General features: G+C 73.0%; 27 protein-coding genes and 1 pseudogene. 11 read left to right on the forward strand and 17 right to left on the reverse strand.

Annotation, left to right across the window (positions count from 1 at the left end):
* Window positions 1–22: 22 nt before the first annotated feature.
* Complete coding sequence (locus tag GA0070604_RS15380; RefSeq protein ID WP_091118567.1) at window positions 23–1,084, forward strand: NAD-dependent epimerase/dehydratase family protein; 1,062 nt, start codon at window positions 23–25, stop codon at window positions 1,082–1,084.
* A 27-nt stretch (window positions 1,085–1,111) separates the two neighbouring features.
* On the opposite strand, the gene GA0070604_RS15385 is transcribed toward GA0070604_RS15380, so the two are convergent.
* Window positions 1,112–2,506 carry a hypothetical protein gene (locus GA0070604_RS15385; protein WP_091118568.1) on the reverse strand — a complete coding sequence of 465 codons (1,395 nt, stop codon included), beginning with the start codon at window positions 2,504–2,506 and terminating at the stop codon, window positions 1,112–1,114.
* Window positions 2,507–2,649: 143 nt separating this feature from the next.
* On the opposite strand from GA0070604_RS15385, the gene GA0070604_RS15390 reads away from it, so the two are divergent.
* The 4 genes from GA0070604_RS15390 (at window position 2,650) to GA0070604_RS15405 (ending at window position 5,362) form a co-directional block, all read left to right on the forward strand.
* The gene (locus GA0070604_RS15390) at window positions 2,650–3,324 is read left to right on the forward strand and encodes a glycosyltransferase family 2 protein (RefSeq protein WP_091118569.1); all 675 of its coding nucleotides are present in this window, start codon (window positions 2,650–2,652) and stop codon (window positions 3,322–3,324) included.
* Window positions 3,321–4,001: a TIGR04282 family arsenosugar biosynthesis glycosyltransferase gene (locus tag GA0070604_RS15395; RefSeq protein WP_091118570.1), complete on the forward strand. Its 681-nt coding sequence runs from the start codon at window positions 3,321–3,323 to the stop codon at window positions 3,999–4,001. Before GA0070604_RS15390 ends, GA0070604_RS15395 begins: the two co-directional genes overlap by 4 nt.
* Window positions 3,998–4,702 carry a class I SAM-dependent methyltransferase gene (locus tag GA0070604_RS15400; RefSeq protein WP_377593022.1) on the forward strand — a complete coding sequence of 235 codons (705 nt, stop codon included), beginning with the start codon at window positions 3,998–4,000 and terminating at the stop codon, window positions 4,700–4,702. The genes GA0070604_RS15395 and GA0070604_RS15400 overlap by 4 nt, the downstream gene beginning before the upstream one ends.
* 339 nt (window positions 4,703–5,041) lie before the next feature.
* Window positions 5,042–5,362: a TraR/DksA family transcriptional regulator gene (locus GA0070604_RS15405; protein WP_091118571.1), complete on the forward strand. Its 321-nt coding sequence runs from the start codon at window positions 5,042–5,044 to the stop codon at window positions 5,360–5,362.
* 294 nt (window positions 5,363–5,656) lie between these two features.
* Here GA0070604_RS15405 and GA0070604_RS15415 read toward each other — a convergent pair whose 3' ends face one another.
* Complete coding sequence (locus GA0070604_RS15415) at window positions 5,657–7,006, reverse strand: glycosyl hydrolase family 18 protein (RefSeq protein ID WP_091118573.1); 1,350 nt, start codon at window positions 7,004–7,006, stop codon at window positions 5,657–5,659.
* Window positions 7,007–7,177: 171 nt separating this feature from the next.
* On the opposite strand from GA0070604_RS15415, the gene GA0070604_RS15420 reads away from it, so the two are divergent.
* Entirely contained in the window at window positions 7,178–8,404 is a 1,227-nt protein-coding gene (locus tag GA0070604_RS15420; protein ID WP_244161915.1) for an ROK family protein, read from the forward strand.
* Window positions 8,405–8,513: 109 nt separating this feature from the next.
* Here the strand turns inward: GA0070604_RS15420 and GA0070604_RS15425 are convergent, their stop codons facing one another.
* The 13 genes and pseudogenes from GA0070604_RS15425 to GA0070604_RS31925 form a co-directional block, all read right to left on the reverse strand.
* Window positions 8,514–9,977 (reverse strand): GH1 family beta-glucosidase, encoded by a 1,464-nt coding sequence (locus tag GA0070604_RS15425; RefSeq protein WP_244161916.1) that lies wholly within the window; start codon window positions 9,975–9,977, stop codon window positions 8,514–8,516.
* Between the two features lie 46 nt (window positions 9,978–10,023).
* Window positions 10,024–11,031, reverse strand: coding sequence for an ABC transporter ATP-binding protein (locus tag GA0070604_RS15430; protein WP_091118574.1), 1,008 nt, complete (start codon window positions 11,029–11,031; stop codon window positions 10,024–10,026).
* Window positions 11,024–12,052 (reverse strand): ABC transporter permease, encoded by a 1,029-nt coding sequence (locus GA0070604_RS15435; protein WP_208602069.1) that lies wholly within the window; start codon window positions 12,050–12,052, stop codon window positions 11,024–11,026. The genes GA0070604_RS15430 and GA0070604_RS15435 overlap by 8 nt, the downstream gene beginning before the upstream one ends.
* Window positions 12,053–12,055: 3 nt before the next feature.
* Window positions 12,056–13,035 (reverse strand): annotated as a pseudogene (locus GA0070604_RS15440) (ABC transporter permease).
* 43 nt (window positions 13,036–13,078) lie between these two features.
* On the reverse strand, window positions 13,079–14,152 hold the full coding sequence (locus GA0070604_RS34340; protein WP_091118575.1) for an ABC transporter ATP-binding protein: 1,074 nt from the start codon (window positions 14,150–14,152) through the stop codon (window positions 13,079–13,081).
* Window positions 14,153–14,226: 74 nt separating this feature from the next.
* Window positions 14,227–15,900 carry an ABC transporter substrate-binding protein gene (locus tag GA0070604_RS15450; protein ID WP_091118576.1) on the reverse strand — a complete coding sequence of 558 codons (1,674 nt, stop codon included), beginning with the start codon at window positions 15,898–15,900 and terminating at the stop codon, window positions 14,227–14,229.
* A 112-nt stretch (window positions 15,901–16,012) separates the two neighbouring features.
* On the reverse strand, window positions 16,013–17,014 hold the full coding sequence (locus GA0070604_RS15455) for a LacI family DNA-binding transcriptional regulator (protein ID WP_091118577.1): 1,002 nt from the start codon (window positions 17,012–17,014) through the stop codon (window positions 16,013–16,015).
* 180 nt (window positions 17,015–17,194) lie between these two features.
* Window positions 17,195–17,920 (reverse strand): FkbM family methyltransferase, encoded by a 726-nt coding sequence (locus tag GA0070604_RS15460; protein ID WP_167363615.1) that lies wholly within the window; start codon window positions 17,918–17,920, stop codon window positions 17,195–17,197.
* Between the two features lie 243 nt (window positions 17,921–18,163).
* Window positions 18,164–18,544 (reverse strand): YccF domain-containing protein, encoded by a 381-nt coding sequence (locus GA0070604_RS15465; RefSeq protein ID WP_167363483.1) that lies wholly within the window; start codon window positions 18,542–18,544, stop codon window positions 18,164–18,166.
* 55 nt (window positions 18,545–18,599) lie between these two features.
* Entirely contained in the window at window positions 18,600–18,986 is a 387-nt protein-coding gene (locus GA0070604_RS15470) for a VOC family protein (RefSeq protein ID WP_091127156.1), read from the reverse strand.
* Window positions 18,986–19,267 carry an ArsR/SmtB family transcription factor gene (locus GA0070604_RS15475; protein WP_091118579.1) on the reverse strand — a complete coding sequence of 94 codons (282 nt, stop codon included), beginning with the start codon at window positions 19,265–19,267 and terminating at the stop codon, window positions 18,986–18,988. The genes GA0070604_RS15470 and GA0070604_RS15475 overlap by 1 nt, the downstream gene beginning before the upstream one ends.
* On the reverse strand, window positions 19,264–19,668 hold the full coding sequence (locus GA0070604_RS15480) for a VOC family protein (RefSeq protein ID WP_091118580.1): 405 nt from the start codon (window positions 19,666–19,668) through the stop codon (window positions 19,264–19,266). Before GA0070604_RS15480 ends, GA0070604_RS15475 begins: the two co-directional genes overlap by 4 nt.
* A gap of 74 nt (window positions 19,669–19,742) precedes the next feature.
* Window positions 19,743–19,871 carry a helix-turn-helix domain-containing protein gene (locus GA0070604_RS31925; protein ID WP_377593013.1) on the reverse strand — a complete coding sequence of 43 codons (129 nt, stop codon included), beginning with the start codon at window positions 19,869–19,871 and terminating at the stop codon, window positions 19,743–19,745.
* Window positions 19,872–19,924: 53 nt separating this feature from the next.
* Between GA0070604_RS31925 and GA0070604_RS15485 the strand changes: the two genes are divergently transcribed.
* The 3 genes from GA0070604_RS15485 to GA0070604_RS15495 all read left to right on the forward strand — a co-directional run bounded on the left by GA0070604_RS15485 (window position 19,925) and on the right by GA0070604_RS15495 (window position 22,762).
* Window positions 19,925–21,034 (forward strand): M24 family metallopeptidase, encoded by a 1,110-nt coding sequence (locus tag GA0070604_RS15485; protein WP_091118581.1) that lies wholly within the window; start codon window positions 19,925–19,927, stop codon window positions 21,032–21,034.
* Window positions 21,031–22,173, forward strand: a complete 1,143-nt coding sequence (locus GA0070604_RS15490; protein ID WP_091118582.1) for an acyl-CoA dehydrogenase family protein — start codon at window positions 21,031–21,033, stop codon at window positions 22,171–22,173. Before GA0070604_RS15485 ends, GA0070604_RS15490 begins: the two co-directional genes overlap by 4 nt.
* Window positions 22,174–22,258: 85 nt before the next feature.
* Window positions 22,259–22,762 carry an Lrp/AsnC family transcriptional regulator gene (locus GA0070604_RS15495; protein WP_091118583.1) on the forward strand — a complete coding sequence of 168 codons (504 nt, stop codon included), beginning with the start codon at window positions 22,259–22,261 and terminating at the stop codon, window positions 22,760–22,762.
* On the opposite strand, the gene GA0070604_RS15500 is transcribed toward GA0070604_RS15495, so the two are convergent.
* Window positions 22,695–23,303 (reverse strand): histidine phosphatase family protein, encoded by a 609-nt coding sequence (locus GA0070604_RS15500; protein ID WP_091118584.1) that lies wholly within the window; start codon window positions 23,301–23,303, stop codon window positions 22,695–22,697. The genes GA0070604_RS15495 and GA0070604_RS15500 overlap by 68 nt on opposite strands.
* A 189-nt stretch (window positions 23,304–23,492) precedes the next feature.
* Here GA0070604_RS15500 and GA0070604_RS15505 point away from each other — a divergent pair, with 189 nt between their 5' ends.
* Complete coding sequence (locus GA0070604_RS15505; protein WP_091118585.1) at window positions 23,493–23,687, forward strand: CsbD family protein; 195 nt, start codon at window positions 23,493–23,495, stop codon at window positions 23,685–23,687.
* Between the two features lie 257 nt (window positions 23,688–23,944).
* The gene (locus GA0070604_RS15510; RefSeq protein WP_091118586.1) at window positions 23,945–24,280 is read left to right on the forward strand and encodes a YnfA family protein; all 336 of its coding nucleotides are present in this window, start codon (window positions 23,945–23,947) and stop codon (window positions 24,278–24,280) included.
* Between the two features lie 52 nt (window positions 24,281–24,332).
* On the opposite strand, the gene GA0070604_RS15515 is transcribed toward GA0070604_RS15510, so the two are convergent.
* Entirely contained in the window at window positions 24,333–25,739 is a 1,407-nt protein-coding gene (locus GA0070604_RS15515) for a KamA family radical SAM protein (protein WP_091118587.1), read from the reverse strand.
* Between the last annotated feature and the right edge of the window lie 55 nt (window positions 25,740–25,794).

The following is a 25,794-nucleotide window of genomic DNA, read 5'->3' on the forward strand; positions in this document are numbered from 1 at the left end:
CCGCCGACCTACCCTGACCCGCATGCGGATACTGGTCACCGGCGCGGCCGGTTTCATCGGGTCGCAGGTCGCCGACCTGCTCGCCGTCGAGGGGCACGAGGTGGTGGCGCTGGACGCGCTGCTGCCCCAGGCACACGGTGGTGAGCTGCCGGAGTGGTCCCGGCGGCACGCCCCGGTGGTCGGTGACGTGCGTGATCCCGGCCTGCTCGACCGGCTGCTGCCCGGGGTCGACGCGGTGTGCCACCAGGCCGCCATGGTCGGGCACGGGATCGACCCGTCGGACGCCCCCGGGTACGCCAGCCACAACGACTACGGCACCGCGGTGCTGCTGGCCGCCATGCACCGGGCCGGGGTGCGCCGGCTGGTGCTGGCCAGCTCCATGGTGGTCTACGGCGAGGGGCGCTACGAGTGCGCCCGGCACCGGGTCGTCCGACCCGCTCCGCGGCGCCCCGCCGACCTGGCCGCCGGCCGCTACGACCCGACCTGCCCCGAGTGCGCCGGCACGCTCACCCCTGTCCTGGTGCGCGAGGATGCCCCGCTGGAGCCGCGCAGCACGTACGCGGCCAGCAAACTCGCCCAGGAACACCTGGCCGGAGCCTGGGCGCGGCAGACCGGTGGCGAGGTGTGGGCGCTGCGCTACCACAACGTCTACGGGCCCCGCATGCCCCGCGACACCCCGTACGCCGGGGTGGCGTCGATCTTCCGGTCCGAACTCGCGGCGGGCCGGCCGCCCAGGGTCCTCGAGGACGGCCGGCAACGGCGCGACTTCGTCCACGTCACCGACGTGGCGCGCGCCAATCTGCTGGCCCTGGCCGCACCGTCGCCGGAGCCCCTGGTGCCGGTGAACGTCTGCTCCGGCGAACCGCGGACCGTCGGTGACCTGGCCGCCGCCCTGGCCGCCGCGATGGCCGGCCCGGCGCCGCTGATCGTCGGCGGCGCCCGCGCCGCCGACGTGCGGCACGTCGTCGCCGACCCGCGCCGGGCGACCGAACTGCTCGGCTACACCGCCCGGATCGGGTTCGCCGACGGGATCGCCGCCTTCGCCACCGACCCGCTGCGCGAACCGGCGGCGCTGCCCGCCTGACCGCCCGCGCCGCCGGCCGGCGTCCGGTCAGGAGACCGTGAACAGCAGGTGGTTTACCGCGAGGGCGGTCGCCGCCTGCCCGGCCAGCCACCAGCGGCGGGTCGCCGGCGGCAGCTGGGCGGCGGCGACCAGCAGCCACACCGCGAACGGCAGCCAGATCCGCTCCACCTCCGCCTTGCTCAACCCGGACAGGTCCGCCGCGAGCACCACCACCGCCGCCGCGACCGGCAGCAACGCGGCAGGCCCGGCGGCGACCGCCGACCCGACGAGCCGGGCGTCGGGGCCGCGCGACGCGGGGCGGATCGCCGTCACCCCGGCCCGCACCGCCCGGACCAGCGCCGGCCCGCACGCCGGGCCGGCGGACAGCACCAGGGCCGCCAGGTTCGCCCACACCCAGTAGCCGTACGGGCGGTCGGTCGCCCAGCCCTGGTGGTACCGCTCCACCACCCGCTGGTAGCCGTCCCACCACCAGAACCCGGCCGACGTGAAGGCGGCCACGACCACGGTGACCCCGGCCACCCCGGACAGCAGCGCGACGACCCGGCCCGCCCGGCGCAGTGCCAGCACCACCAGCGCCAGCAGGCCGACCAGCACGAAGCCGTACGACAGATACAGCGCGAAGCCCAACGCCAACCCACCGGCGGCGGGGGCCAGCCGGCCGCGTACCGCCAGCAGCGCCAGGCCGGCCGCGACCACGCCGGCGAACAGCCCGTCCGCCGACGCCCCCACCCACACCGCTCCGGGCAGCAGCACCAGGAACGGCAGGACCGCGCGGGCGGTGGACTCGGCACCGAGCGCCCGTATCGCCACCGGCACCGAGACCGTGACGCTCGTGCCCACCAGTACGCAGACCAGCGCGGCGGCGGTGCCCCCGCCGAGCCCGATCCGGTCCAGCCCGACGAACACCAGCAGCGCGCCGGGCGGGTGGCCGGCGGTGTGGGTCGACCACGAGTCCGGCTGGAAGTCCAGGATGCGCCCGGCGAACCCGGCCAGCGCGGCGGGCACGTCCCGGATCCCGGGCACCTCGTGCAGGTACTCCGCCTGCACGGTGAGCCGCTCGGTGAACCCCGCCGACCAGCCGTCCACCAGCGACAGCGACAGCGTCCACGCCGTCGACGCCAGCCAGGCCGCGCCGAGCAGCGGACCCCAGCGGGCGACCCGCGCCCACCGCACCCCGGAGCCGACCACCACGACCGCCACCAGCACCGCGGCCGGCGTTCCCCAGCCGGCGTGCGGACGCCAGGTGGCGTACAGCGGGGCGGCGTCCGCGTGCAGACCGACCCCGCGCGCGTTGAGGATCGCCCCGACCGCCGCGGCGACGGCCACCAGCGCGACCTCGACGCCCAGCACGGTCAGGTCGCCCCGCTGCCGGCGGGTCGGCGTCCGCCCGGGCGCGGCGGGCCAGCTCGTGGTCGTTCCCATGCCGACCGGACGGTACGACCTCCCGGGCCCGTCGGCAGGTGAACGGCTGGATTGTCACCGTCCGGTGGGAACGATCCGCCGGAGCCGATCCGTAAGGTTCGATCTGCCGGCCGGCGCCCGGGTGGCGGCCTAGCGTCGGTGCTGTGCCCACAACCATTGACGTGGTTCTGCCGTGCCTCGACGAGGCCGCCGCCCTGCCCGGTGTCCTCACCACGCTGCCGCCTGGCTACCGGCCGATCGTGGTGGACAACGGCTCCCGGGACGGCTCGGCGCAGGTCGCCGCGCGGCACGGGGCTCGGGTGGTGCACGAGCCCCGGCGGGGCTACGGCGCGGCCGTGCACGCCGGGCTGCTGGCCGCCGACGCGGAGCTGGTCTGCGTCCTCGACGCCGACGGCTCCTTCGATCCGGCGGAACTGCCCGCCCTGGTCGACCCGGTCGCCCGGGGCGTCGCCGACCTGGCGGTGGGCCGGCGGCGACCCGTTTCCGCCGGGGTCTGGCCGTGGCACGCCCGCGCCGGCACCGCTCTCGTCGCGGCGCTGCTGCGCCAGCGGGGCGTGCCGTTGCGCGACCTCAGCCCGATCCGGGTGGCCCGCCGCGAGGCCCTGCTCGACCTCGGCGTCGCCGACCGGGCCTTCGGTTATCCCCTCGAACTGCTGATCCGTGCCGCCGCGGCCGGCTGGCGGATCCGGGAGCTGGACGTCAGCTACGCCCCGCGCGCCGCCGGCACCCGGTCCAAGGTCTCCGGCTCGGTACGCGGCACGTTGCGCGCCACCCGCGACTTCGCCGGGGTCCTGCGCACCGTGGGCCGGCCCCGGTGACCGTGCTGCTGGTGGTGGCCAAGGCGCCCGTGCCGGGGGCCGTGAAGACCCGGCTCTGCCCACCGGCCAGCCCCGACCAGGCGGCCCGGATCGCCGCCGCGGCGCTACGCGACACCCTCGACGCCGTACGCGCCCTGCCCGGGGTGACCCCCGTGCTGGCCGTACGCGGGCGCGTCGCCGACGCCGAGGACGGCGCTGACCTGACGGCCGCCCTCGCTGGCTGGTCGGTGCTGGCGCAGCGCGGCGGTGACCTGGGCGACCGGCTCGCCAACGCCCACGCCGACGTGGCGGCGGCCTGGCCGGGACGGCCGGTGCTCCAGATCGGCATGGACACCCCGCAGCTGACCACGGGGCGGCTGCTCGCGGCGGTACGGCGTCTCGAACTGGCCGACGCCGTGCTCGGCCCGGCGGTGGACGGCGGGTGGTGGGCGCTGGGGCTGCGCGACCCCCGGCAGGCCGCCGCGTTGCGGGCGGTGCCGATGTCGACGGCGCGGACCGGCCGGCGTACCTGGGCGGCCCTCGCGGAGCGGGGCCTGCGCACCCTTCCCCTGCCGGTGCTGCGCGACGTCGACGAGTGGCCCGACGCGCTCGCGGTCGCCGCCGAGGCGCCGGCGAGCCGCTTCGCCCGCCAGGTCGCGCGGCTTCGTCCCACCCCGGTCCCGGGCGGCCGGCGATGACCGTCGACGCGGTCGGTGCGGGCGGGCGACCGGACCGCCGGCCGGACCTCGACGAGATCGAGGACGTCTTCGCCCCGGCCATGCACCCGCAGCCGGGCGTGTACTGGCTCACGCAGGCCGACGGCCGGCGTCGCCGGCTGCCGGTACGGCGCTGGCACGGTCCGCCCGAGCCGGCGACCGCCGCCGTCGTCGCCCGGTGCGCCGGACCAGCCCTGGACGTCGGCTGCGGCCCGGGCCGGCTCACGCTCGCGCTGGCTCGTGCCGGGCGCACCGCGGTCGGCGTCGACATCTCCCCGTACGCGGTGCGGCTCACCCGGGCGCGTGGGGCGGTCGCCGTCCACCGGGACGTCTTCGCCGCCCTGCCCGGCGAGGGGCGCTGGGCGCACGTCCTGCTCGTCGACGGCAACATCGGCATCGGCGGTGACCCGTACGCCCTGCTCCGGCGGTGCCGGGAGCTGATCCGCGCCGACGGCACCATCCTCGTCGAGCTGGAACCGCCCGGGCCGGGGCTGTGGCGCGGGCACGTCCGGCTGACCTCCCGCTCCCCGGCGGGCCACGTGCGCCGCAGCGACGCCTTCCGTTGGGCGCGGCTGGACACGGTTGCGGTGCACGACACCGCCCGCACCGCCGGGCTGACCGTGCGGGACGTGTTCGCGGTGGGCCACCGCTGGTTTGGTGAGCTGTTCCCGGAACAGCCGTGACGCAACCGTCGACCGGTGGGCGCAGCGGACGGCGAGCCCGGCACCCCAGACCGGGCCGCCGCGTTGGCCGGTGGTCCCACCGGAAGCGGCATTGTGGTTGGCGTCCCGGCGCGGTCGGCCTATGGTGAACAGATGTACCCGGTCCGGCAGCCGCTCAGCGTCACCTCGGTGGCGCCTGCTGTCGTGCCCTGCCCGCGGCATGCGGTCGCGCCCATTCACGGCCTGCCGAGCCCGATCCCCACCGGCCGTGGCCCTCCGGGAATCTCCACCCCGCGAGTACGGCCACCAGGGCGAAGCCAATCGGCTTCGGCCTTTTTCTTTTTCCGGAAGGGATCCGACATGAGCACCGACCTTCGCGACACCGCCGACCAGGAGCGGATCACGCGGCTGCGAGCCACCCTGACCACCGAGTTCGAGGCGCAGACCGCCCGGCTGACCGAACTCACGGCGGACACCGGCGACCCCGGCGAGGCGCACACCCGTTCCGCGCTGATCGCCGCGACCCGGCAGAGCCTGGCGCAGATCGGCGACGCCCTGAACCGGATGGCCGAGGGTAGCTACGGCACCTGCGCGCGCTGCGAGGCGCCGATCCCGGCCGAGCGGCTCGAGATTCTGCCGCACGCCCGCTTCTGCGTACCGTGCCAGCAGAAGCAGGGCTGAGCTGGCCGCGGCGACGCCGGGCCGCTGCGGCGGTCCGGCGGGCCCGCCCGTAGCGGCCCGGCCCTGGCCGCCACGGTCCGTTCCGCACCGAACCGCCAGCACCACCCCACATCCCCGGGATGCGACTGCACGGGCGCTGCGTCGTGCTGCCACTCCGCCAACACCCGCACCGCGACCGAGTCCGGCGTCGCCGTGATCAGGTACGCGCGGTGCCGCTGACCTGCCCGAATGGCCCGGCCCGTCCTGCTGCGGCCACCGGGGCCCGCGCGTCCGCGCCGGCCCCGGTCGCGAAGGTCAGCGGCCCTGGAGGGACCGCACATTGTCACCGAAGGTCCAGCCCTTCGACCCGTCCCAGTTGATCGACCAGGTCATCAGGCCCTTCAGGCCACCCTGGTAGGTGTTCCACGCCTGCGCCACCAGGGACGGTGCCAGGTATCCGCCGCCGGCGCCGGTCTGCGCGGGCAGGCCGGGGACCTGCCTGTCGTACGGGACGCGGATGGTGACGCCCTGCACCACCAGGCCCGTGTTGAGGCAGTTGGTCTGCGTGACGAAGCCCTGCACGGTGCCGGCCGGGTACGAGTCGCCGGAGCAGCCGTACATGGAGCCGTTGTAGTACTGCATGTTCAGCCACCAGAGCCGGCCGTTGTCGACGTACCGCTTGATAATCGGCAGGTACGCGCCCCAGATGGACCCGTAGGTGACGCTGCCGCCGGTGACGTACGCGGTCTCCGGGGCCATGGTGAGTCCGAACCCGGCGGGCATCTGGGCGAGTACTCCGTCGATGATGCGGACCAGGTTGGCCTGCGAGGTGGAGAGCTGGTTGATGTTGCCGCTGCCGGTGAGGCCGGTTTCGATGTCGATGTCGATGCCGTCGAAGTTGTATCGCTTGAGGATCGGCACCACGGTGGCGACGAACCGGTCGGCGACCGCGGCCGAGCTGAGGTCGATGCCGGCGGTGGCGCCGCCGATGGACAGCAGGACGGTCAGGCCGGCGGCCTTGGCCTGGCACACCTCGGCGGGGGTGGGCACCTGGACGCCGGCGTCCATGCCGTTCTGCCAGAGCACGGTGCCGTCGGAGAGGATCACCGGGAAGGCGGCGGTGACCACGTTGTAGCCGTGCGTCCGGATACGGGAGTCGGTGATCGGGATCCAGCCGAGCCCGGGGTGCACGCCGTTGGCCGCGCCGTCCCAGCTCTCCCAGTAGCCCTGGAGCACCTTGCCGGCCGGCCGCGACTTCAGCGGGCAGGTGTCCCCGCCGGGCGGGGGGCTCGACGTGGTGGGGGTGGGCGACGGCGTCGCGGTGGGGGACGTGGTGGGCGTGGGGGAGGACGACCGGGTCGGAGTGGGGGACGGGGCCCCGTCGCAGGCGCCGAGGTCGGTCCAGAGCGACGGGGTGGCGGGCGGGGCCCAGCCCGCGCCGACGGGCGGGGTGTGGGTCTGTAGCGCCTGGTAGAGGCGGCCGGCGTAGGTGGCCTTGCTGCCCGCGGTCCAGGTGACGCCCTCGGCCCAGGCCGGGGCGCTGCACGCCACGAGCGCGGTGTGGGCGTCGGTGGCGGCGAGGCCGACGGCGGCGGGCAGGGCGGCGGTGACGGCGAGCAGTGCGACACCCCCGAGCAGGGCGGTCAGTCCACGTCGAAGTCGCATGACATATACCTCCTCATCAATGCGCCGCAGGCTATCAGTTAAGTTTGTTAAATGTAAATGCGCAGTAGGCTGTCAGGGCTTGTTTCATGAGGTGAACGGGCCCGCCGCCCGGCGGCGCCCTGGGAGAGGACGGCGGCGGACGTGGACGCCAGACGCACCACCGTGCGCGACATGCGCCGTGCCAATCGATCGGTGCTGCTCACCCGGATCTGGCTGGACGGGCCGCTCAGCCGTCACGAGCTCGGCCAGACCACCGCGCTGAGCCTGGCCAGCGTGAGCAACCTGGTCGGCGAGATGATCGGTGAGGGGCTCGTCGAGGAGGCCGGCTCGGTCGAGTCCGACGGCGGCCGTCCCCGGGTGCTGCTGCGCGTCGCCCCCGGCTACGGCTACCTGGTCGGGGCCGACGTCGGCGAGACCCGGGTCCAGGTCGAGCTCTTCGACCTGGGGATGACCGCCCTCGCCAAGGCCGAGTACCCGATCGCCGCCACCGGCCCCGACCCGCGCGACGTGGCCACCCACCTGCTGCACGGTCTCGACGCGGTGGTCGAGCAGGCCGGCGTCGACCCCGCGGCGGTGCTCGGCTTCGGCGTCGCGGTGTCCGGGACGGTCGAGCGGACCGCCGACGCCGTCGTGCACGCACAGACCCTCGGCTGGGACGGCGTGCCGCTCGGGGCGATGCTGCGGGCCGGCACCGAGATTCCCGTCCACCTCGACAACGGCGCGAAGACCCTCGGCCAGGCCGAGATGTGGTTCGGCGCCGGTCGGGGCGTCCGGCACGCCGTCATCGCCCTGGTCGGCTCCGGCGTCGGGGCCTGCGTGGTCGCCGACGGCGTGGGCTACCGCGGCGCGCACAGCAGCGCCGGCGAGTGGGGCCACACCACGATCGTGTACGGCGGCCGCCGCTGCCGCTGCGGCAACCTCGGCTGCCTGGAGGCGTACGTCGGGGCGGAGGGGATCCTCGACCGGTTCCGGCAGGCCAACCGGGGCCGCCCGGCGGCTGGCGGCGACGAGGAGACCGCCTTCGGCGAGCTGCTGCGCGCCACCAGCCGGACGGCCGCGAGGGTGCTCGACGACACGGTCGGCTACCTCGGCGCCGGCGTGGCGAACCTGGTCAACCTCTTCAACCCGGAACGGGTGGTGCTCGGCGGCTGGGCCGGGCTGGCTCTGGGCGAGCGATACCTGCCGCAGATCCGGGAGGCCACCGCCCGGCACGCGCTGCGCCAGCCGTACGCCCAGACCTCGATCGAGCTGTGCCGGCTCGGACCGGACGCGGTCGCGATGGGCGCGGCCACCCTCCCGATGGCCCGGCTGCTGCGCGACGGCGGCGTGCCGCGCGGCCCGGGCGTCCGGGCGACCCCGGCACAGCCGGCGCCCCGGACCCGGGCGCGGGCCCGCTGAGTCGGGCCGGCGACGACGCGAACGCCGCCGGCCCGCGCCGGCTCAGGGCGGGATGCGGCATCTGCCCGCGTCCCCGGCCGCGACCGCGCGGCCGTCCCGTACGGCCGGGTCAGCGCTGCCCGCGTACCCGCTGGACGGTGTCCCGGTACCAGTGCGCGCTGCGCTTCGGCGTACGCCGCTGGGTGTCGTAGTCCACCCGGACGATGCCGAACCGCTTGTCGTAGCCGTACGCCCACTCGAAGTTGTCCAGCAGCGACCAGGCGAAGTAGCCGCGCACGTCGGCGCCCGCCTGCCGGGCCCGGGCCACCGCCCGCAGGTGCTCGGCCAGGTAGGCGACCCGGTCGTCGTCGGCCACGAAGCCGTCGGAGTCCGGCCGGTCGTCGAACGCCGCCCCGTTCTCGGTGATCACCAGCGGCACGCCCGGGTAGTCCCGGCTCAACCGGACCAGCAGGTCGGTGAAGGAGTCCGGCACGATCTCCCAGTCCATCGCGGTACGCGGCAGGTTCCGCCGGATCACCCGGCGCACCGGCCGGCCCTGGTCGTCCCGCTCCCGACCCCGCTCGTCCACCCCGGAGAAGAGCTGGCCGAAGTAGTAGTTGACGCCGAGCACGTCGATCGGGGTGGCGATGACCGCCAGGTCGCCGTCCCGCACCGGGATCTCGACGCCTTCGGCGGCCAGGTCGGCCACCACGTCCTCGGGGTAGCGGCCGTGGAACACCGGGTCCAGGTAGAGCCGGTTGCCCAGCCCGTCGGCGGCCCGGGCGGCGTCCCGGTCGGCCACGCTGTCGGTGGCCGGGTCGGCGGTGGACAGGTTGACCGTGAGGCCCAGCTCGATCGGGTTCGCCGCTGCCGCGCGCAGCCGCTGCGCCGCCAGCCCGTGACCGAGCAGCAGGTGGTGGGCGGCGGCGATCCCGTCGCCCAGGTTCCGCCGGCCGGGGGCGTGCTCGCCGTACGCGTACCCGAGCATCGCCGAGCACCACGGCTCGTTCAGCGTCGTCCAGGTCTTCACCCGGTCGCCGAGCGTGGCGAAGACCAGCTCGGCGTAGTCGGCGAACCGGTGGGCGGTGTCCCGGTACGGCCAGCCGCCCGCGTCCTCCAGCTCCTGCGGCAGGTCCCAGTGGTAGAGCGTCACCCACGGGTCGACGCCCCGCCCGAGCAGCTCGTCCACGAGCCGGTCGTAGAACGCCAGGCCGGCCGGGTTGGCCGGCCCGCGCCCGCCCGGCTGCACCCGGGGCCAGGCCACCGAGAAGCGGTACGTGTCCAGGCCCAGGTCGGCGATGAGCGCCACGTCCTCCGGCATCCGGTGGTAGTGGTCGCAGGCCACGTCACCGTTCTCGCCGTTGGCCACCGCCCCGGGGACGCGGCAGAAGGTGTCCCAGATGGACGGCGTGCGGCCGTCCTCGGCCACCGCGCCCTCGATCTGGTACGACGAGGTCGCCACCCCCCACCGGAAGGTCGGTGGAAGGGTGTCGATCGGGTCGGTCTGCCCGTGCGACGACTCCGGCTCGGCGCGTCTGACGCCGCGCTGCGACCTGGAGCCGTCGGTGGTCGGCTGGGTGAGGTGGGTGTCCATGGTTCTCCTCGCGGTCGCGAACGTGCTCTTTCCGGTGGTGGTGGGCTCAGTGGGGGGCCGGCGCGGCGGTGGGGTGCAGCCAGCAGGCGACGGCCCGCCCCGGCTGGTCGTCGCCGGGTGGGCCCAGCGACGGCAACTCCTGGTCGCACGGGTCGAACGCCTTGGGGCAGCGGGGGTGGAACGCGCACCCGCTCGGCATGGCGCGCAGGTCGGGCGGGGAGCCGGGGATGCCGGTCAGCTCGCGGCGGGGGCCGCGCAGCGCCGGGAAGGAGTGCAGCAGCCCCTCGGTGTACGGGTGCAGCGCCCGCCGGTACAGCTCGGCGGCGGGCGCCTGCTCGACGATCCGGCCGCCGTACATGATGGCGATCCGGTCGGAGAACTCCACCAGTAGCGACAGGTCGTGGGTGATGAACAGCACCGCGAAGCCCAGCCGCTGGCGCAGTTCGGCGAGCTGCCCGAGGATCTGTCGCTGCATCACCACGTCCAGCGCGGTGGTCGGCTCGTCCATGATGACCACCTGCGGCTCCAGCGCCAGCGCCATTGCGATCATGACGCGTTGCCGCATCCCGCCGGAGAGCTGGTGCGGGTAGCTGTCCAGCCGATCGGCGGAGATTCCGACCAGCCGCAGCAGCTCCTTCGCCCGGGCCAGCCGGCCCGCCGCCGTGCTCTTCGGCTGGTGCGCCTTGATCACGTCGAGCAGCTGGGTGGAGATCCGGTGCACCGGGTTGAGCGAGTTCATCGCCCCCTGGAACACGATCGAGGTCTCCGCCCAACGGAACGCCCGCAGCCGCGCCGGGCTCAGGGCCAGCACGTCCACCGGCGCTCCGTCGACGGGGTGGTAGACCACCCGACCGCCGCTGACCACGCCGGGCGGCGGCAGCAGCCGGGTCAACCCGTACGCCAGGGTGGATTTGCCGCTCCCGCTCTCCCCGGCCAGCCCCAGCACCTCACCCCGGTGCAGGGTCAGGTCGACGTCGCGGACCGCGTGCACCGCGTCGTCGCCGAGGCCGTAGTCGACGCTGAGCCCACGGATCTCCAGGACCGGTTCACTCATGGGTGTCTTCCTTCGTTCGCGGGGCCGGGACGGCCGCGGGCGGCGCCAGTACGGGGGTGAAGCCGACCCGCATCCGCACGCTGCGCCCGTCGGCGGTGCGGATCCGCGCCCGGCCGCCGCTGCGCAGCCGAGGGCTGACGAACTCGTCGATACCGAAGTTGATCAGGGCGAGGGCGGTGCCGAGCACGGCGATGGCCAGGCCGGCCGGGACGAACCACCACCAGGCGCCCTGCGCGAGGGCCTGCTGGCTCTGCGCCCAGAACAGGATCGTGCCCCAGTTCCACGACGAGACCGACGAGATACCGATGAACGCCAGGGTGATCTCGGACATCACCGCGAAGATGACCGTGCCGACGAAGCCGGAGGCGATGATCGCCGTCAGGTTGGGCAGGATCTCGAAGCCGATGATCCGCCAGGTGCTCTCCCCGGTGGCCCGGGCCGCCTCGACGTAGTCGCGCCGGCGCAGCGACAGCGTCTGGGCGCGCAGCACCCGGGCACCCCAGGCCCACGAGGTGAACCCGATGACCAGGGCGACGACCAGGTCGCCGGCCTCGGTGATGGTGGACGTGACGATGATGATCAGCGGCAGCGCCGGGATCACCAGGAACACGTTGGACAGCGCGGAGAGCCCGTCGTCGGGCAGCCCGCCCAGGTAGCCGGCGGTCACCCCGACCAGCACCGACAGGATGGTGGCGACCACCCCGGCGAGCAGCCCGACCAGCATCACTCCGCGGGTGCCGACCAGGACCTGGCTGAACACGTCCTGGCCCAGGTGCGTGGTGCCGAACCAGTGCTGCGCCGACGGCGGCTGGAGCAGGTCGCCGCTGCGGGCGTCCGGTTCGTAGGGGGCGATCCACGGCCCGATCACCGCGAGCAGCACGTACCCGGCGACGACGGCCAGCCCGGTGGTGGCCTTGCCGTTGGCCAGGAAGCGCCACCGGCGGCGTCGCGCGGCGGCCGGCTGGGCCATCGCCCCCTGCTTCGGGATGACCTGCTCGATGCTGGAGGTGGGAATGGCCACGTCTCAGCCCTCCTTGCGGGTACGCGGGTCGAGCGCCAGGTACGCCACGTCGGCGAGCAGGTTCGCCACCAGCACCGAGAGCGTGATGACCAGGAAGATGCCCTGCATCAGCGGATAGTCCTTGGCCTGCACCGCCCGGAACAACAGGAAGCCCAGCCCCGGGTACGAGAACACGATCTCCACGAGCAGGGTGCCACCGACGATGAACCCGAGCGACAGCGCGAAGCCGGCCACGTTCGGCAGCAGCGCGTTACGCGCCGCGTAGTTCAGCGCCACCCGGCGTTCCGGCAGGCCCTTGGCGTGCGCGACGGTGATGTAGTCCTCGGCGGCGACGGTCACCATCATGTTGCGCATGCTGAGGATCCAGCCGCTCATCGAGGAGATGAGGATGGTGGCGGCGGGCAGCAGGCTGTGCCGCACCGCGCTGCCCAGGAAGATGGTGTCCGGCGCCGGCACCAGCCCCGGGTCGTAGCCGCCGGAGGAGGGGAAGAAGCTGCCCGGGCCGGCCAGCAGGGCGATCGCGACCAGGCCGAGCCAGAAGTACGGCACCGAGGAGAGGAACGTGGTGGCCGGCAGCAGCCCGTCCACCCAGGAGCCGCGGCGCCAGCCGGCCAGCACCCCAGGCCGGTGCCGAGCGCGAAGCTGACCAGGGTGGTGATGCCGACCAGGGCCAGCGTCCAGGGCAGCGCGTCGAGGATCACCTCGGACACCGGGGCCGGGAACGCGGTGAACGACAGCCCCAGGTCGCCGTGCAGCAACTGCTTCCAGTAGTCGACGTACTGGTCCCAGAGGTTGTCGTGGGTGTCGATGCCGAACAGCACGTACAGCGAGTTGATCGCGTCGGTGCTCAGCTGCCCCTGGTAGCGGGCGATCAGCGACTTGACCGGGTCGCCGGGGATCAGTCGGGGGATGAAGAAGTTGAGGGTCAGCGCCGCCCACGCGGTGAACAGGTAGAACCCGATCCGGCGCAGCAGGTAGCTCATGCCGCCACCTCGCTGCATGAATGATTCGCTCGCTGGCGCTCGCTCATGCCGCCACCGCCGTTGCGGCCTCGTGGGTCTCCGGGTCGTAGAGCCAGCAGGCCGCCCAGTGCCCGGCCCGGTCGCCCACCTGAAGACGGGGCGGCAGGTCGCTGGCGCAGCGCGGCATGGCCGCCGGGCAGCGCGGGTGGAACCGGCAGCCGGCCGGGGGCCGGATCAGGCTGGGCGGCTCGCCGTCGCCGCGTTCCCGCTCGTCGGGGCCGGCCTCGCCGGTGATCCGATCCGGGTCAGGCGCCGAGTCGATCAGCAACCGGGTGTACGGGTGCGCGGGCCGCTGCGTGACGGTCTCGCTGTCGCCGCCCTCGACCATCCGGCCGGCGTACATGACGAGGGTCTCGTCGGCGAAGTAGCGGGCCGAGGCGATGTCGTGGGTGATGTAGAGGATGGCCAGGTGCAGCCGTTCCTTGAGGTCGCGTAGCAGGTTGAGTACGCCGAGCCGGATGGAGACGTCGAGCATCGACACCGGCTCGTCGGCGAGCAGCACCTCCGGGTCGGCGCCGAGCGCCCGGGCGATGGCCACTCGCTGCCGCTGCCCGCCGGAGAGTTCGTGCGGGAACTTGTCCAGGTAGCGCTCGGCGGGGGTGAGGGCGACGCGTTCCAGCAGCCGGGCCAGCGCCGCCTCCAGGTCGGCCCTGGTACGGCCGGCGTTGCCGTGGACGCGTAGCGCCCGGGTCAGGTGGTAGCGCACCGTGTGCACCGGGTTCAGCGAGGCGAACGGATCCTGGAAGATCATCTGCACCTTGCGGGCGTACGCCCGGAACGGCCGGCCGCCGCGGACGGTGACCGGTTCGCCGTGCAGGCGGACGGTGCCGGCGGTGCGCGGGTAGAGCTGCGCGAGCAGCCGGGCGACCGTGGACTTGCCGGAGCCGGACTCGCCCACCAGGGCGGTCACCTGCCCGCGGCGCAGGGTGAGGTGCACGTCGTCGACCGCGTGCACGGCCGGTCGGCTCCGGGTCAGCAGGGTGCGCAGCCCGGCGCGGACGGGGAAGTGCTTGGTCAGGCCGACCGCCTCCAGCACCTCCTCGCGGACGGCCGGGGCGTCCGTGGCGGGTGTCGTCATGCCGGGGTTCCTGTCGTTCGAAGGGGCGGGAGCGGTGGTCCGGGCGGCGGGTGGCGCCGCCCGGACCGTCGGCGTCAGGAACCCGCGGGGCGCAGGTGCTGCACCACGTCGGCGGCGTTCGGCTGGGTCGGCTGGGCGGCGCCGTACGGGTTGGCGTCGTCCGGCCAGCCGGTCCAGTTCTTCGTGCTGTAGGCCGCGCCCACGTTGTCCGCGCCAACCGGGATCATCGGCACCTGCTCGACGAAGACCTTCTGGAGGGTGGCCAGCGCCGCCGTCCGCGCCGCGTCGTCGGTGGCGTTGGCGTACGCGGTGAGGGCCGCGGTGGCCTCCGGGTTGTTGAAGCGGCCGAAGTTGCCGGCCGGCGACGCCTTGCCGATCGGCTTGAGCAGCGTGCCGTCCATCACCGTCTGGTAGATGTCGTACGGCGTGGCTCCGCCGTTGGTCCAGCGGAAGGTGGCGTCGAACTTGCCTTCCTCGACGTTGCGGAACCAGGCGTCCTGGTTGGCCTTGTCGACGGTGGCCGTGATGCCGATGGTGGACAGGTTGTCCTTCACGATCTCCAGGCTGGTCTGGTAGTCGGACCAGCCGGCCGGGTCGGTCAGGGTGAGGGTGACCGGCTTGCCGGCCGGGTCGACCAGGGCGTTGCCGTTGAACTTGAAGCCGGCGTCGGTGAGCACCTTCTTCGCCCCCTCGACGTCGACCTTCTGGTCCTGTCCCTTGTACTCGGGCGCGAGGTACGCGTCACCGGCCGGGCTGGGCAGGCCGGTCACGCTGCGGACCAGCGGGTGGAAGTAGCCGGCCTCGGCTTGGTTGAAGATGTCCTCCCGGTTGATCACCATGTTCATCGCCCGGCGCAGCGCCGGGTTGTCGAACGGCTTCTTGGTGGTGTTGACGTACAGGCCGTGGATGCCGAGCACCGGCGGCGCCCACACCTTGTGGTTGGCCGGGTCCTTGCCGACGAAGACGGTCTGCACGTTGGGGATGAACACGAAGCTCCACTCCGACTCGCCGTTCGCGAGCGCGGTGGTCTGCGCGTTGTTGTCGGTGTACGACGTGTACCGCAGCTCCTTGACCTTCGGCAGTTCCTGCCAGTAGCCGCCGGTGCGCACCGACAGCGTGGTGGTCTGCGGGGTGAACGACTTCAGCGTGTACGCGCCGCTGCCCACCGGGTTCTTGTTGATGTCCGTGGCCGGGTCCTTGATGCCGGACCAGATGTGTTCGGGCACGATCGGCACCTGGGCGAGGATCTTCTGCTGGTTGACGAACTGCGGCGAGTCGAAGGCCAGGGTCACCTGGTTGCCACTGGTGCTGACGGAAGCGTACGGGATCGCGGTGCTGTTGATCGCCTCGTTGTTCTTCACCAGGTTGTAGGTGAAGGCGACGTCGGCGGCGGTGACCGGTTTGCCGTCGGACCAGGTGGCGTTGTCGCGCACCGTCACCGTGACGGACTTGTAGTCCGGTGTCCACTCCGCCTTGGTGGCCAGCCACGGCTTGAACGGCTCGGCCGGCTTGACCGGGTTCCACATCATCAGCGGCTCGTAGATCTGCCAGCGGTAGCCGAGCGACGCGGCCGAGGAGGTGGTCAGGAACGGGTTGTGGTTCTCGGTCTGCGGGCCGTTGGGCATGCCGACGTTGAGCACCGTCGCGCCGCCCTGGTTGTCCTTGTTCCGGGTGTTGGCGGTCTCGCCGCAGCCGGCGAGGGCCACCGTGCCGGCGAGCGTGATGGCGAGGAGGTGCCGTCTTCTCATGGTGTCTCCCTCGGTGCTCCCCGCTGTGGGGGAGCGGGTGATGGTGGGTGGAGGGTGTGCGGTACCGCCACCGGTCGGCGTGGACGTCGGCCGGCGGTGGGGTGCGGTGCGGTCAGGTGCGGCCGGTCGAGGCGCGCACGGTGAACGTGGTCGGGATGACGGTCGGGGTGTCGGGCAGGGGAGTGCCGCCGAGGTGGGAGATGAGCGTGCGGGCGGCGGCCGCCCCCATCTCCCGTAGCGGCTGGCGTACCGAGCTCAGCGGCGGGTGGGTGTGTCCGGCCAGCGGCAGGTCGTCGAAGCCGACGACCGCCACGTCGTCGGGGACGCGCCGGCCGGCGTCGCGCAGCGCCTGGAGCGCGCCGGCCGCGGAGAGGTCGTTGTGGGCGAAGACGGCGTCGAACGGTACGCCGTCGGCGAGCAGGCGTCGCACCGCGACGCGACCGCACTCGAAGGTGAAGTCGCCCTCGACGACGAGTGCGGGGTCGATGGGCAGGCCGGCGTCGGCGTACCCGCCCGCGAATCCGGCGAGCCGTTCCCGGGTGCAGCCGAAGCGGCGCATGCCCGTCACCACCAGCGGGCGGCGTCGGCCGAGCGCCAGCAGGTGCGCCGCGGCGGCCCGCGCGCCGGACTCGTTGGTGGTTCGGACGGAGGGGAATCGCGGCTGGAGGCTGCGGTCGTCGATGAGGATGACCGGCAGGCCCCGCTCGTGCAGCGCGGTGATGTAGTCCAGAGTGCCCTCCGGCTCGACCACCAGCAGGCCGTCGAACGACTTCGCGGAGACCTGGGAGGCGAACCGCCGCATCGACTCGTCGCCCCGGGTGCAGGTGAACAGCAGCAGCCCGTACCCCTCGGCCTCGACCACGTCGGCCGCGCCCTGCAACACCTCGCCCATCCAGGGCCAGGTGAGCGTGGGCACCAGCATGCCGACCACCCGGGTGCGCCCCCGGGCCAGGCCGACCGCGCGGGCGCTCGGCACGTATCCCAGGTCGCTGATTACGGCGCGGACCCGGTCGGCGGTGCGGACGTCCACCTCGCCCTTGCCGTTGAGCACCCGGGAGACCGTCGTCTTGCTCACCCCCGCCCGGGTGGCGACGTCGGCGATGGTGATCGGCACGTGACGCTCCCGGGTGGCAGGGATGGGTGACCGTTCGGAACCGGTTGCGGAAGCGGTTCCATCGCAGTCAATCGAAGTGGCGGCGGTCACGTCAATAACGGCCAGGTAACGAAACCAGGGCTAAGTTCAAAATATTAAAAAAGCCCAGAGAGCGCTCTCGGGCAACCCCCGGCCCGCCGGTCAGGCCGGCCGGCAGTAGACGTCGCCGGAGTTGGCCTCGTGCGGCAGGGCGCGCAGGTACGCCGCCACCTCGCCCGCGCAGACCCAGCTCGGCAGGGCGAGCGCCATCTCGTCGCCGAGTGCGACGTTGAACCGGGTGAGGCCGAGCGCGGTGACCCGGTCCAGGCAGCGTGGGGCGAGCTCCCGCGTGATCGTGGTGAACTCGAACGACAGGGCCGGCGGCGGGATGCTCAAGCCGGCCAGCACGGCGTCCTCGAAGCCTTCCACGTCGATCTTCACGAAGTCCGGTACGCCGTGCGCGGCGACGAGTGCGTCGAGCGTGGTGCCGGCGACCTCGATCTCGGCGTCCCAGCTCTCGCCCTCCCAGCCCGCGGCGCCGTCCGCGGCGCGGACGAATGGCGCGGACGCGGTGGAGACCGTGGGGTTGGCGGAGTTGACGTGCAGCCGGACCCGGCCCGGCCGGGCCCCGCAGGCCGCCTCAATCACGGTGACCCGCTCGTCGCCGGCGTAGAGCGCACGCAGCGCCCGGACGCAGAGCGGCTGCGGCTCGACGGCCACCACGCGGGCGCCGAGGCGACGGAAGCTGCCGAGCCGGTCGCCGACGTGTGCGCCGATGTCGAAGACCAGACTCCCGGGGCGGACGAAGTCCGCGTAGAAGGCGTCCATCGCCGCCTCGCGGGCCGGGTCGCCGTAGTACGACTCCAGGGACCGGCGCAGGTCCGACATGGCCGGATCCGCCTTGAGTGCCTCGATCACCCCGTCCTGACCGCTCACCGCTTCCGACGGTAGCGACGGCGGGACGAACGCGAGTCGGGTTCAGGCAATCCGCTGGGCCCGGGTGACACCCCAGCCTCCTAGGATGCCGTAGAGGGTGTGGCGCCGGCGCTGCTGGCCCCAAGTTCGCCCCCGATCCCGGCATCGTGGATCGGGGGCGAACTTGGGGTGCGAGAGGTGAGGGGCTGAGACGCCTCAGGGGGTTTCGACGACCTCCTGGCCGAGTGGCCAGAGCGCCGCCGGCACGAGCTTGAAGTTCGCCACCCCGAACGGGATGCCGATGATGCTGACGCAGAGGGCGACACCGGCGACGATGTGGGACAGGGCGAGCCACCAGCCGGCCAGCAGCACCCACAGCACGTTCGCGAGGCCGGAGGCGATCCCGGCGCCCGGCTTGGGGACGATGGTGCGGCCGAACGGCCAGAGCGCGTAGGAGGCGAGGCGGAGCGAGGCCACGCCGAACGGGATGGTGATCACCAGCACGAAGCAGATCAGGGCGGCCAGCCCGTAGCCGAGGGCGAGGACGAAACCGCCACCGAAGATGAGCCACAACAGGTTCAGGATGAAACGGATCACGCGTTTCATCCTGGCCGGGCCGCGCAACTATCCGGGTGCCGGGGGCCGGCCGGGATCAGGAGGCGCTCGCCAGCTGGATCAGATTCCCGCACGTGTCGTCGAGTACCGCCGTCGTCACCGTGCCCATCTCCACCGGCGGTTGGGTGAACTCGACGCCGCGCGCCCGCAGCCGGTCGAACTCGGCGCGTACGTCGTCGACGGCGAACGACGTGAACGGGATGCCGTCGGCGACGAGCGCCTGCCGGAACGGGCCGACCGCCGGATGGCCGGCGGGTTCGAGCACGAGTTCGACCCCGTCGGGATCGGCGGGGGAGACCACCGTGAGCCACCGGTGCTCGCCGAGCGGGATGTCGGTCTTCTTCTCGAAGCCCAGCACCTCCGTGTAGAAGGTGAGCGCCTTCGCCTGGTCGTCGACGAAGACGCTGGCCAGGTTGACGCGGATCACGGTGCCTCCTCAGGGATCGGCCACCGATCGACGACCGCGCGCAGTGGCCCGAAGTCGGCGTGGTGGAACTTGTAGCGGCCGCTGCGCTCGAAGCGCACGAGCCCGGCCGCCGCGAGGGTGTCGAGGTGCTGCGAGATCGCTTGGCGGGAGGATCCGATGCCGTGTCGGGCCGTCAGCCGCGCGCAGATCTCGAAGAGGGTCTGGCCGTCCCGCTCGGCCAACTCGTCGAGGATCGCCCGGCGGGTGGGGTCGGCGAGCGCGGTGAAGACGTCGGTCACGGCAGGTTGAGCTGCCAGGACACTCCGAAGCGGTCGTTCACCCAGGCGAAGCGGGTGCTGAAGCCGTAGTCGCCGGGCGGCATGAGGTTCACTCCGCCCTCGACGAGCGCCTGGTGGAGGCGGGTGAGCTCGGCGTCGTCCCGGCACTGCACGAACAGCGACAGGGAGGGGGTGAACGAGAAGCCGTGGCGCACCTGGCTGTCACTGCACAGCAGTCGCTGCCCGGCCACGCGGAACTCGGCGAGGTGCACGGTGCCGGCGACGCCGGGGTCGTCGCTCTCGCGCCGGGTGACCGAGAGTATCTCGCCGTCGTCGAAGAGCGAGACGTAGAAGTTCATCGCCTCGGTGGCGGCTCCCTCGAACATCAGGAACGGTGTGAGTGTGGTGTCCGTGTCGGTCATTGTCCGCACTCCGGTTCTCGGCCGGCCCGGTGCCGGCGCCCGTACGACAGGTTAGGCAAGTGTCCGCTTGCATGTCAAAGATGGCGCCCGGCCGGGCGCGTCGGCGTCACCAGGCCCGACTCGTACGCCGCGATGACGAGCTGCGCCCGGTCCCGGGCGTCGAGCCTGGCGAGCAGGTGCCCGATGTGAGTCTTGAGCGCCACCGGGGCGCGTGACCGCCCCCCACCGTGGCCCAAACGACCGTTAAGCTCAGGGGGTGGGAACCAACGACCTGTACCCGGCCGAGCGGCTGGCCGCAGCGCAGCGCGCCACCGCCGCCGCGGGGCTGGACGCGCTGCTGCTCACCCCCGGCTCCGACCTGCGCTATTTGACCGGCTACGACGCGCACGCCGGAGAGCGGCTGACCTGCCTGGTGCTCCCCGCCGAGGGTGAACCCACCCTGATCGTGCCGGCCCTGGAGCGACCCGGGGCGGAAGCCGCCCCGGCCACCGGCGTCCGCATCGTCGACCACGCCGACGGCACCGACCCGTACCCGCTGGTCCGGGCGGCGCTGCCCGGGCCGGTGGCCGCCGTCGGGCTGGCCGACCGGATGTGGGCCGAGCAGGTCCTCGCGCTGCGCGCCACGCTGCCCGACGCCACCCAGCGCCTCGCCTCCGAAGTGCTGCGCGAGCTGCGGATCCGCAAGTCGCCCGCCGAGGTGGCCGCCCTCGCCGAGGCGGGCGCCGCGATCGACGCGGTGCACCGGCGGATGGGGGAGTGGCTGCGCCCCGGCCGGACCGAGGTCGAGGTGGCCGCCGACATCGCCGCCGCGATCCGGGCGGTCGGCCACGTCACCGTCGACTTCGTCATCGTCGCCGCCGGGCCGAACGGGGCCAGCCCGCACCACGGCACGTCCGACCGGCCGATCCGGGCCGGCGAGCCGGTGGTGGTCGACATCGGCGGCACCATGCCGTCGGGCTACCGCTCCGACTGCACCCGCACCTACGTCGCCGGCGGCCCCGCCCCGGCGGAGTTCACCGACTACTACGCGGTCCTGTACGAGGCCCAGCGGGCGGCGGTGGCGGCAGTCCGGCCCGGGGTGACCGCCGAGGCGGTCGACGCGGTGGCCCGCGACGTCATCTCCGCAGCCGGCTACGGCGGCGCCTTCCTGCACCGCACGGGCCACGGCATCGGTCTCGACACCCACGAGGAGCCGTACGTCGTGGCCGGCAACACCCGGCCCATCGAGGCCGGGATGGCCTTCTCGGTCGAACCCGGGATCTACCTCGCCGGGCGGCACGGTGCCCGGATCGAGGACATCGTCGTCTGCACGACGGACGGCGGGCAACGGCTCAACACCACCCCCACGGAGCTCATCGCGCTATGACTGTCGACCGCATCCTGCCCACCGACGAGGCCCACGACCTGCTGGACCTCGCCACCGAACTCGCCGACCGGGAGCTCGCTCCGAAGGCCGCCGGCTTCGAGGAGCGCGCTGAGTTCCCCCGCGAGGTGCTGCGCACCCTGGGTCGGGCCGGCCTGCTGGGCCTGCCGTACGCCGAGGAGCACGGCGGCGCCGCGCAGCCGTACGAGGTCTACCTCCAGGTGCTGGAGATCCTCGCCAGCCGTTGGCTCGCCGTCGCCGAGGCGGTCAGCGTCCACACCCTGTCCTGCTACCCGCTCGCCCAGTTCGGCAGCGACGAGCAGCGCAAGCTACTGCCCGACATGATCGGCGGGGAGCTGCTCGGGGCGTACTGCCTCTCCGAGCCGCAGGGTGGCTCCGACGCCGCGGCCCTGACCACGAAGGCGGTCCGCGACGGCGACGACTACGTGGTCTCCGGCACCAAGGCGTGGATCACCCACGCCCAGGTCGCCGACTTCTACAACATCTTCTGCCGCACCGGCGGCCATGGCCCGAAGGGCATCTCCTGCCTTCTGGCGGACCGGAACACCCCCGGGATCCACCCGCAGGCCGCCGAGCGGACCATGGGTCTGCACGCCTCCCCGGTGGCCCAGATCGCCTTTGACGAGGCCCGGGTGCCGGCCGAGCGGCTGATCGGGGGCGAGGGGGCGGGCTTCACCATCGCCATGTCCGCACTGGACTCCGGCCGCCTGGGCATCGCCGCCTGCGCGGTCGGCCTGGCCCAGGCCGCCCTGGACTACGCGGTCGGCTACGCCAGGGAGCGCCAGCAGTTCGGCCGGTCGATCATCGACTTCCAGGGGCTCGGCTTCACCCTCGCCGACCACGCCACCCAGATCTCCGCGGCCCGCGCGCTGATGCTGGCCGCCGCCCGACTGCGCGACGCCGGCCGGCCGTACTCGATCGAGGCGGCGAAGGCGAAGCTCTTCGCCACCGACGTGGCGATGCGGGTGACCATCGACGCGGTGCAGGTGCTCGGCGGCGCCGGCTACGTCGTCGACCACCCGGTCGAGCGGTACCTGCGGGAGGCGAAGGTGCTCCAGATCGTCGAGGGCACCAACCAGATCCAGCGGCTGGTCATCTCCCGGGCCCTGGCCAAGGGCTGACCCGGCTGACCCGCCGGCCCACCGGGCAGCGAGCCCGGTGGGCCGGATGCGGCGTGCGCGCGGATTTCCAGGTAGGTTGCACCGCGTGGAGGAGATCGACCGGGCCATCGTCGCCGCGCTGACCGGAGACGGTCGGCTGTCGTACACCGACCTCGCCGAGCGGGTGGGGTTGTCGGTGTCCGCCGTGCACCAGCGGGTCCGCCGGCTGGAGCAGCGCGGCGTCATCAAGGGGTACGCCGCGCGCGTGTCGTTCGAGGCGCTGGATCTGCCGTTGACCGCGTTCGTGGCGATCCGGCCGTTCGATCCGTCGCAGCCGGACGACGCGCCGGAGCGGCTGGCCCACCTGCCCGAGATCGACTCGTGCTACTCGGTGGCGGGGGAGGACTTCTATCTGCTGCTGGTGCGGGTGGCCAGCCCGGCGGACCTGGAACGGGTGCTCCAGGAGATCCGGACGGCCGCCAACGTCACCACCCGAACGACCGTGGTGCTCTCCACACCGTACGAGAACCGGCCACCGCGGCTCAGTGCCGAGCCGCCTGAGCGGGGTCGATCCCGGGCGACGGAGCCGGCTGGTTCCAACGCAGGATGACCGGCCGTCCGTGCTCGTGACCGAGCACGCTGACGGTGGCGGTGTCCAGCCGTAGCAGCCCGCCGGCGGACGGGGGCAGGCCGATCCAGCGAGCGCCGATCACCCGCAGGCTGTGTGCGTGGCCGACCAGGGCGACGCTGCCCCGGGCGAGCAGGGGTGCGGCTGCGGCGAGCACCCGGTCGGCGCGCTCGCCGACCTGCGCCGGCGACTCCCCGCCGGGCGCGCCGTCGGTCCAGATGTTCCAGTGTGGACTCTCCTTGTGGATGTCCGCCGTGGTCCGGCCCTCGTAGTCGCCGTAGTTCCACTCGGCCAGGTCGGGGTCGGTGGTGTCGGCATCGAGCCCGGCCAGGTGGGCGGTGCACGTCGCCCGCTGCCGGGGGCTGGACAGGACACGGACGAAGCGGCGGCCGGCGAGCAGCACGCCGAGCGCGCGGGCCTGCCGCTCCCCGTCGGGGGTCAGCTCCAGATCCGTGTACGAGGTGTGCCGGTGGCTGGCGCTCCACGCGGTCTCGCCGTGCCTGATCAGCAGGATCTCGCTCACCGGTCCAGTCAACCATGGTCGGCGGGCCGAACCGGGCCGGCGGGCGCCGGAGCCCCGGTGAGTGCGGCCGACGGGGCGAGCATTCCATCTTCCTAGGATGCCTTACGCGATGTGCACCCCCACACCCGCGTTTGCCGCGGACACCACCGGGCACGTGACAACAACAGCAAGTCGACCTGAGGAGACGACATGGGCTTCACCGACAAGGCGAAGAGCAAGGCTCAGGAGATGAGCGGCATGGCCAAGGAGCGGATCGGCGACGTAACCGACAACGAGAGGTTGCGGGCCGAGGGCGCCAACGAGCAGAGCGCGGCCCGGGCCAAACAGGCCGGCCAGCACGCCAAGCAGGCCGGTCGGGACGTCCGCGACGCCTTCGAGAAGTGACCTGTCAGGCGGCGGCCCCAGGGGGATCCCCCTGGGGCCGCCGCCGCATGTCCGGAGGCCGGATCATCTCCCAACTCAGAGGTGATCCACTCCATGTTGCGCACATGGCGGTCAGTGGCGCCGACCGAGGCCACAACCTGCCGCACACGCGGAGTGGATCAAGGCATGGTCGAGGCGGGCGGTCCGGAAGGGGCGCCGCCCCTCGCGCCGCTGGCGGTGGAGCGGGGTGGGCCGTACCCGCCGGATAGGGTCGCCGGGTGACTGTTTTGCGTTCCCTGCTGTTGTTCGTGCTGGCCGCGCTGGCGGAGATCGGGGGAGCGTGGCTGGTCTGGCAGGGCTGGCGGGAGCACCGCGGGCTGTGGTGGGTGGCGGCCGGGGTGCTGGCGTTGGGCGCGTACGGGTTCGTCGCGACGTTTCAGCCGGACCCGAACTTCGGCCGGATCCTGGCGGCGTACGGCGGGGTGTTCGTGGCCGGGTCGTTGGCCTGGGGCGTGCTGGTGGACGGCTTCCGCCCGGACCGGTGGGACGTGGCGGGCGCGGCGATCTGCCTGCTGGGTGTTGCCGTGATCATGTACGCACCGCGGGGAGCCTGACGGTTGCGCCCGGCACCCTGGTGTGGGTGCCGGGCGAACTGGTGGTGCGGGATCAGTCGTTGTGGTGGGCTTCCCACCACGCCTGTCCGGATTCGGGCAGGGTGTCGATCGGGTCGTAGTAGGCGTAGCGCTTGTTGAGCGCTACGAGGTCGGCGGACTCGATCGAGGTGCGGTAGTTCTTGGTCCAGTAGGAGATGCCGCGCTCGCGGTCGTACTCGGTGAGCATGTGCACCCAGCGCTTGCCGACGAACGGGACGTCGCAGACGATGCGCGGGGTGGCGTATCCGGGCAGGTAGCCCATGATGTCGTGCTGGAGCTGCTGGGCGTGCCAGACGGGGACCCGCCAGTGCTCGGCGTTGGGGATCATGTCGCACATGTAGAAGTAGTACGGCAGGATGCCCGCCTCGCCCTGGAGGGCGAAGCAGAGGTCGAGCAGGTCGCCGGCGGTGGCGTTGACGCCGCGCATGAGGACGCCCTGGTTGCGTACGTCACGGACACCGACGTCGAGGGCGGTCTGGGCGGCCTTGGCGACCAGTGGGGTGATCGACTGCCGGTGGTTGACGTGGGTGTGGATGGCGAGGTTGACGCCGCGGCGGGCGGCGGTGCGGGCGACCCGTTCGAGGCCCTCGACGACGTCGGCCTGGAGCCAGTGCTGGGGCAGGCCCATGAGGGCCTTGGTGGCGAGGCGGATGTCGCGGATGGTTTCGATCTCGAGCAGCCGCATCAGGTAGGACTCGAGGTTCTTCCACGGCACGTTGGCCACGTCGCCGCCGGAGACGACGACGTCACGGACGCCGGGGTGGGCCTTGAGGTAGGCGATGTGGGCGTCGTAGCGGTCGACGGGTTTGAGGGCGAGCTTGAGCTTGTCGACGGCGGGGGTGGAGTTGCCGACGAGGTCCATCCGGGTGCAGTGGCCGCAGTACTGCGGGCAGGTGGAGAGCAGCTCGGCGAGGACCTTGGTCGGGTAGCGGTGGGTGAGGCCTTCGGCGACCCACATGTCGTGCTCGTGGAGGCTGTCCCGGCTGGCGTACGGGTGGGAGGGCCAGTCGGTGCGCCGGTCGGAGGCGACGGGGATCATGTAGCGGCGGACCGGGTCGGCGAGGAACGCCTCGGTGGTCATGGCCTCGAACGGCACCATGGTGTTGAGCATCTGCGGCGGCACCAGCATCGACATGGTGGCCAGGGCCTTCTGGTCGGCCTCGAGGTCGGCGTAGAAGGTCTCGTCGACGAGGTCGCCGAGGACGATGCGCAGCTGCTTGATGTTCTTGACGCAGTTGACCCGCTGCCACTGGGCGTTCTCCCACTGCTCGCGGGTGACGTGGCGCCAGCCGGGGAAGCGGGTCCAGTCGGGTTCGACCAGCGGGCTGCGGCGGTATTCGTACGGCTGTCCGGCGGTGGGGACCGCGACCGGCGTGGAGCGGGGCGCAGGGATGGTCTCCACCGGTTGGGTCTGGGTCACGGCCCCTCCTCGTTGGCGGTGCGGGTGATCAATGGTCCCGAAGGCTACTGGAAAA

It is taken from the genome of Micromonospora eburnea, from assembly GCF_900090225.1.
GTDB classification, from domain to species: domain Bacteria; phylum Actinomycetota; class Actinomycetes; order Mycobacteriales; family Micromonosporaceae; genus Micromonospora; species Micromonospora eburnea.

What these genes read in the sequence shown, in the direction of transcription:
- GA0070604_RS15400 (WP_377593022.1), top strand. Translation starts at nt 3,998, where the DNA reads ATGACCGTCGACGCGGTCGGTGCGGGCGGGCGACCGGACCGCCGGCCG.
- GA0070604_RS15405 (WP_091118571.1), top strand. Translation starts at nt 5,042, where the DNA reads ATGAGCACCGACCTTCGCGACACCGCCGACCAGGAGCGGATCACGCGG.
- GA0070604_RS15380 (WP_091118567.1), top strand. Translation starts at nt 23, where the DNA reads ATGCGGATACTGGTCACCGGCGCGGCCGGTTTCATCGGGTCGCAGGTC.
- GA0070604_RS15460 (WP_167363615.1), bottom strand. Translation starts at nt 17,920, where the DNA reads ATGTCGGACCTGCGCCGGTCCCTGGAGTCGTACTACGGCGACCCGGCC.
- GA0070604_RS15415 (WP_091118573.1), bottom strand. Translation starts at nt 7,006, where the DNA reads ATGCGACTTCGACGTGGACTGACCGCCCTGCTCGGGGGTGTCGCACTG.
- GA0070604_RS15425 (WP_244161916.1), bottom strand. Translation starts at nt 9,977, where the DNA reads ATGGACACCCACCTCACCCAGCCGACCACCGACGGCTCCAGGTCGCAG.
- GA0070604_RS15430 (WP_091118574.1), bottom strand. Translation starts at nt 11,031, where the DNA reads ATGAGTGAACCGGTCCTGGAGATCCGTGGGCTCAGCGTCGACTACGGC.
- GA0070604_RS15480 (WP_091118580.1), bottom strand. Translation starts at nt 19,668, where the DNA reads ATGACCGACACGGACACCACACTCACACCGTTCCTGATGTTCGAGGGA.
- GA0070604_RS15450 (WP_091118576.1), bottom strand. Translation starts at nt 15,900, where the DNA reads ATGAGAAGACGGCACCTCCTCGCCATCACGCTCGCCGGCACGGTGGCC.
- GA0070604_RS15490 (WP_091118582.1), top strand. Translation starts at nt 21,031, where the DNA reads ATGACTGTCGACCGCATCCTGCCCACCGACGAGGCCCACGACCTGCTG.
- GA0070604_RS34340 (WP_091118575.1), bottom strand. Translation starts at nt 14,152, where the DNA reads ATGACGACACCCGCCACGGACGCCCCGGCCGTCCGCGAGGAGGTGCTG.
- GA0070604_RS15505 (WP_091118585.1), top strand. Translation starts at nt 23,493, where the DNA reads ATGGGCTTCACCGACAAGGCGAAGAGCAAGGCTCAGGAGATGAGCGGC.
- GA0070604_RS15385 (WP_091118568.1), bottom strand. Translation starts at nt 2,506, where the DNA reads ATGGGAACGACCACGAGCTGGCCCGCCGCGCCCGGGCGGACGCCGACC.
- GA0070604_RS15420 (WP_244161915.1), top strand. Translation starts at nt 7,178, where the DNA reads ATGCGCCGTGCCAATCGATCGGTGCTGCTCACCCGGATCTGGCTGGAC.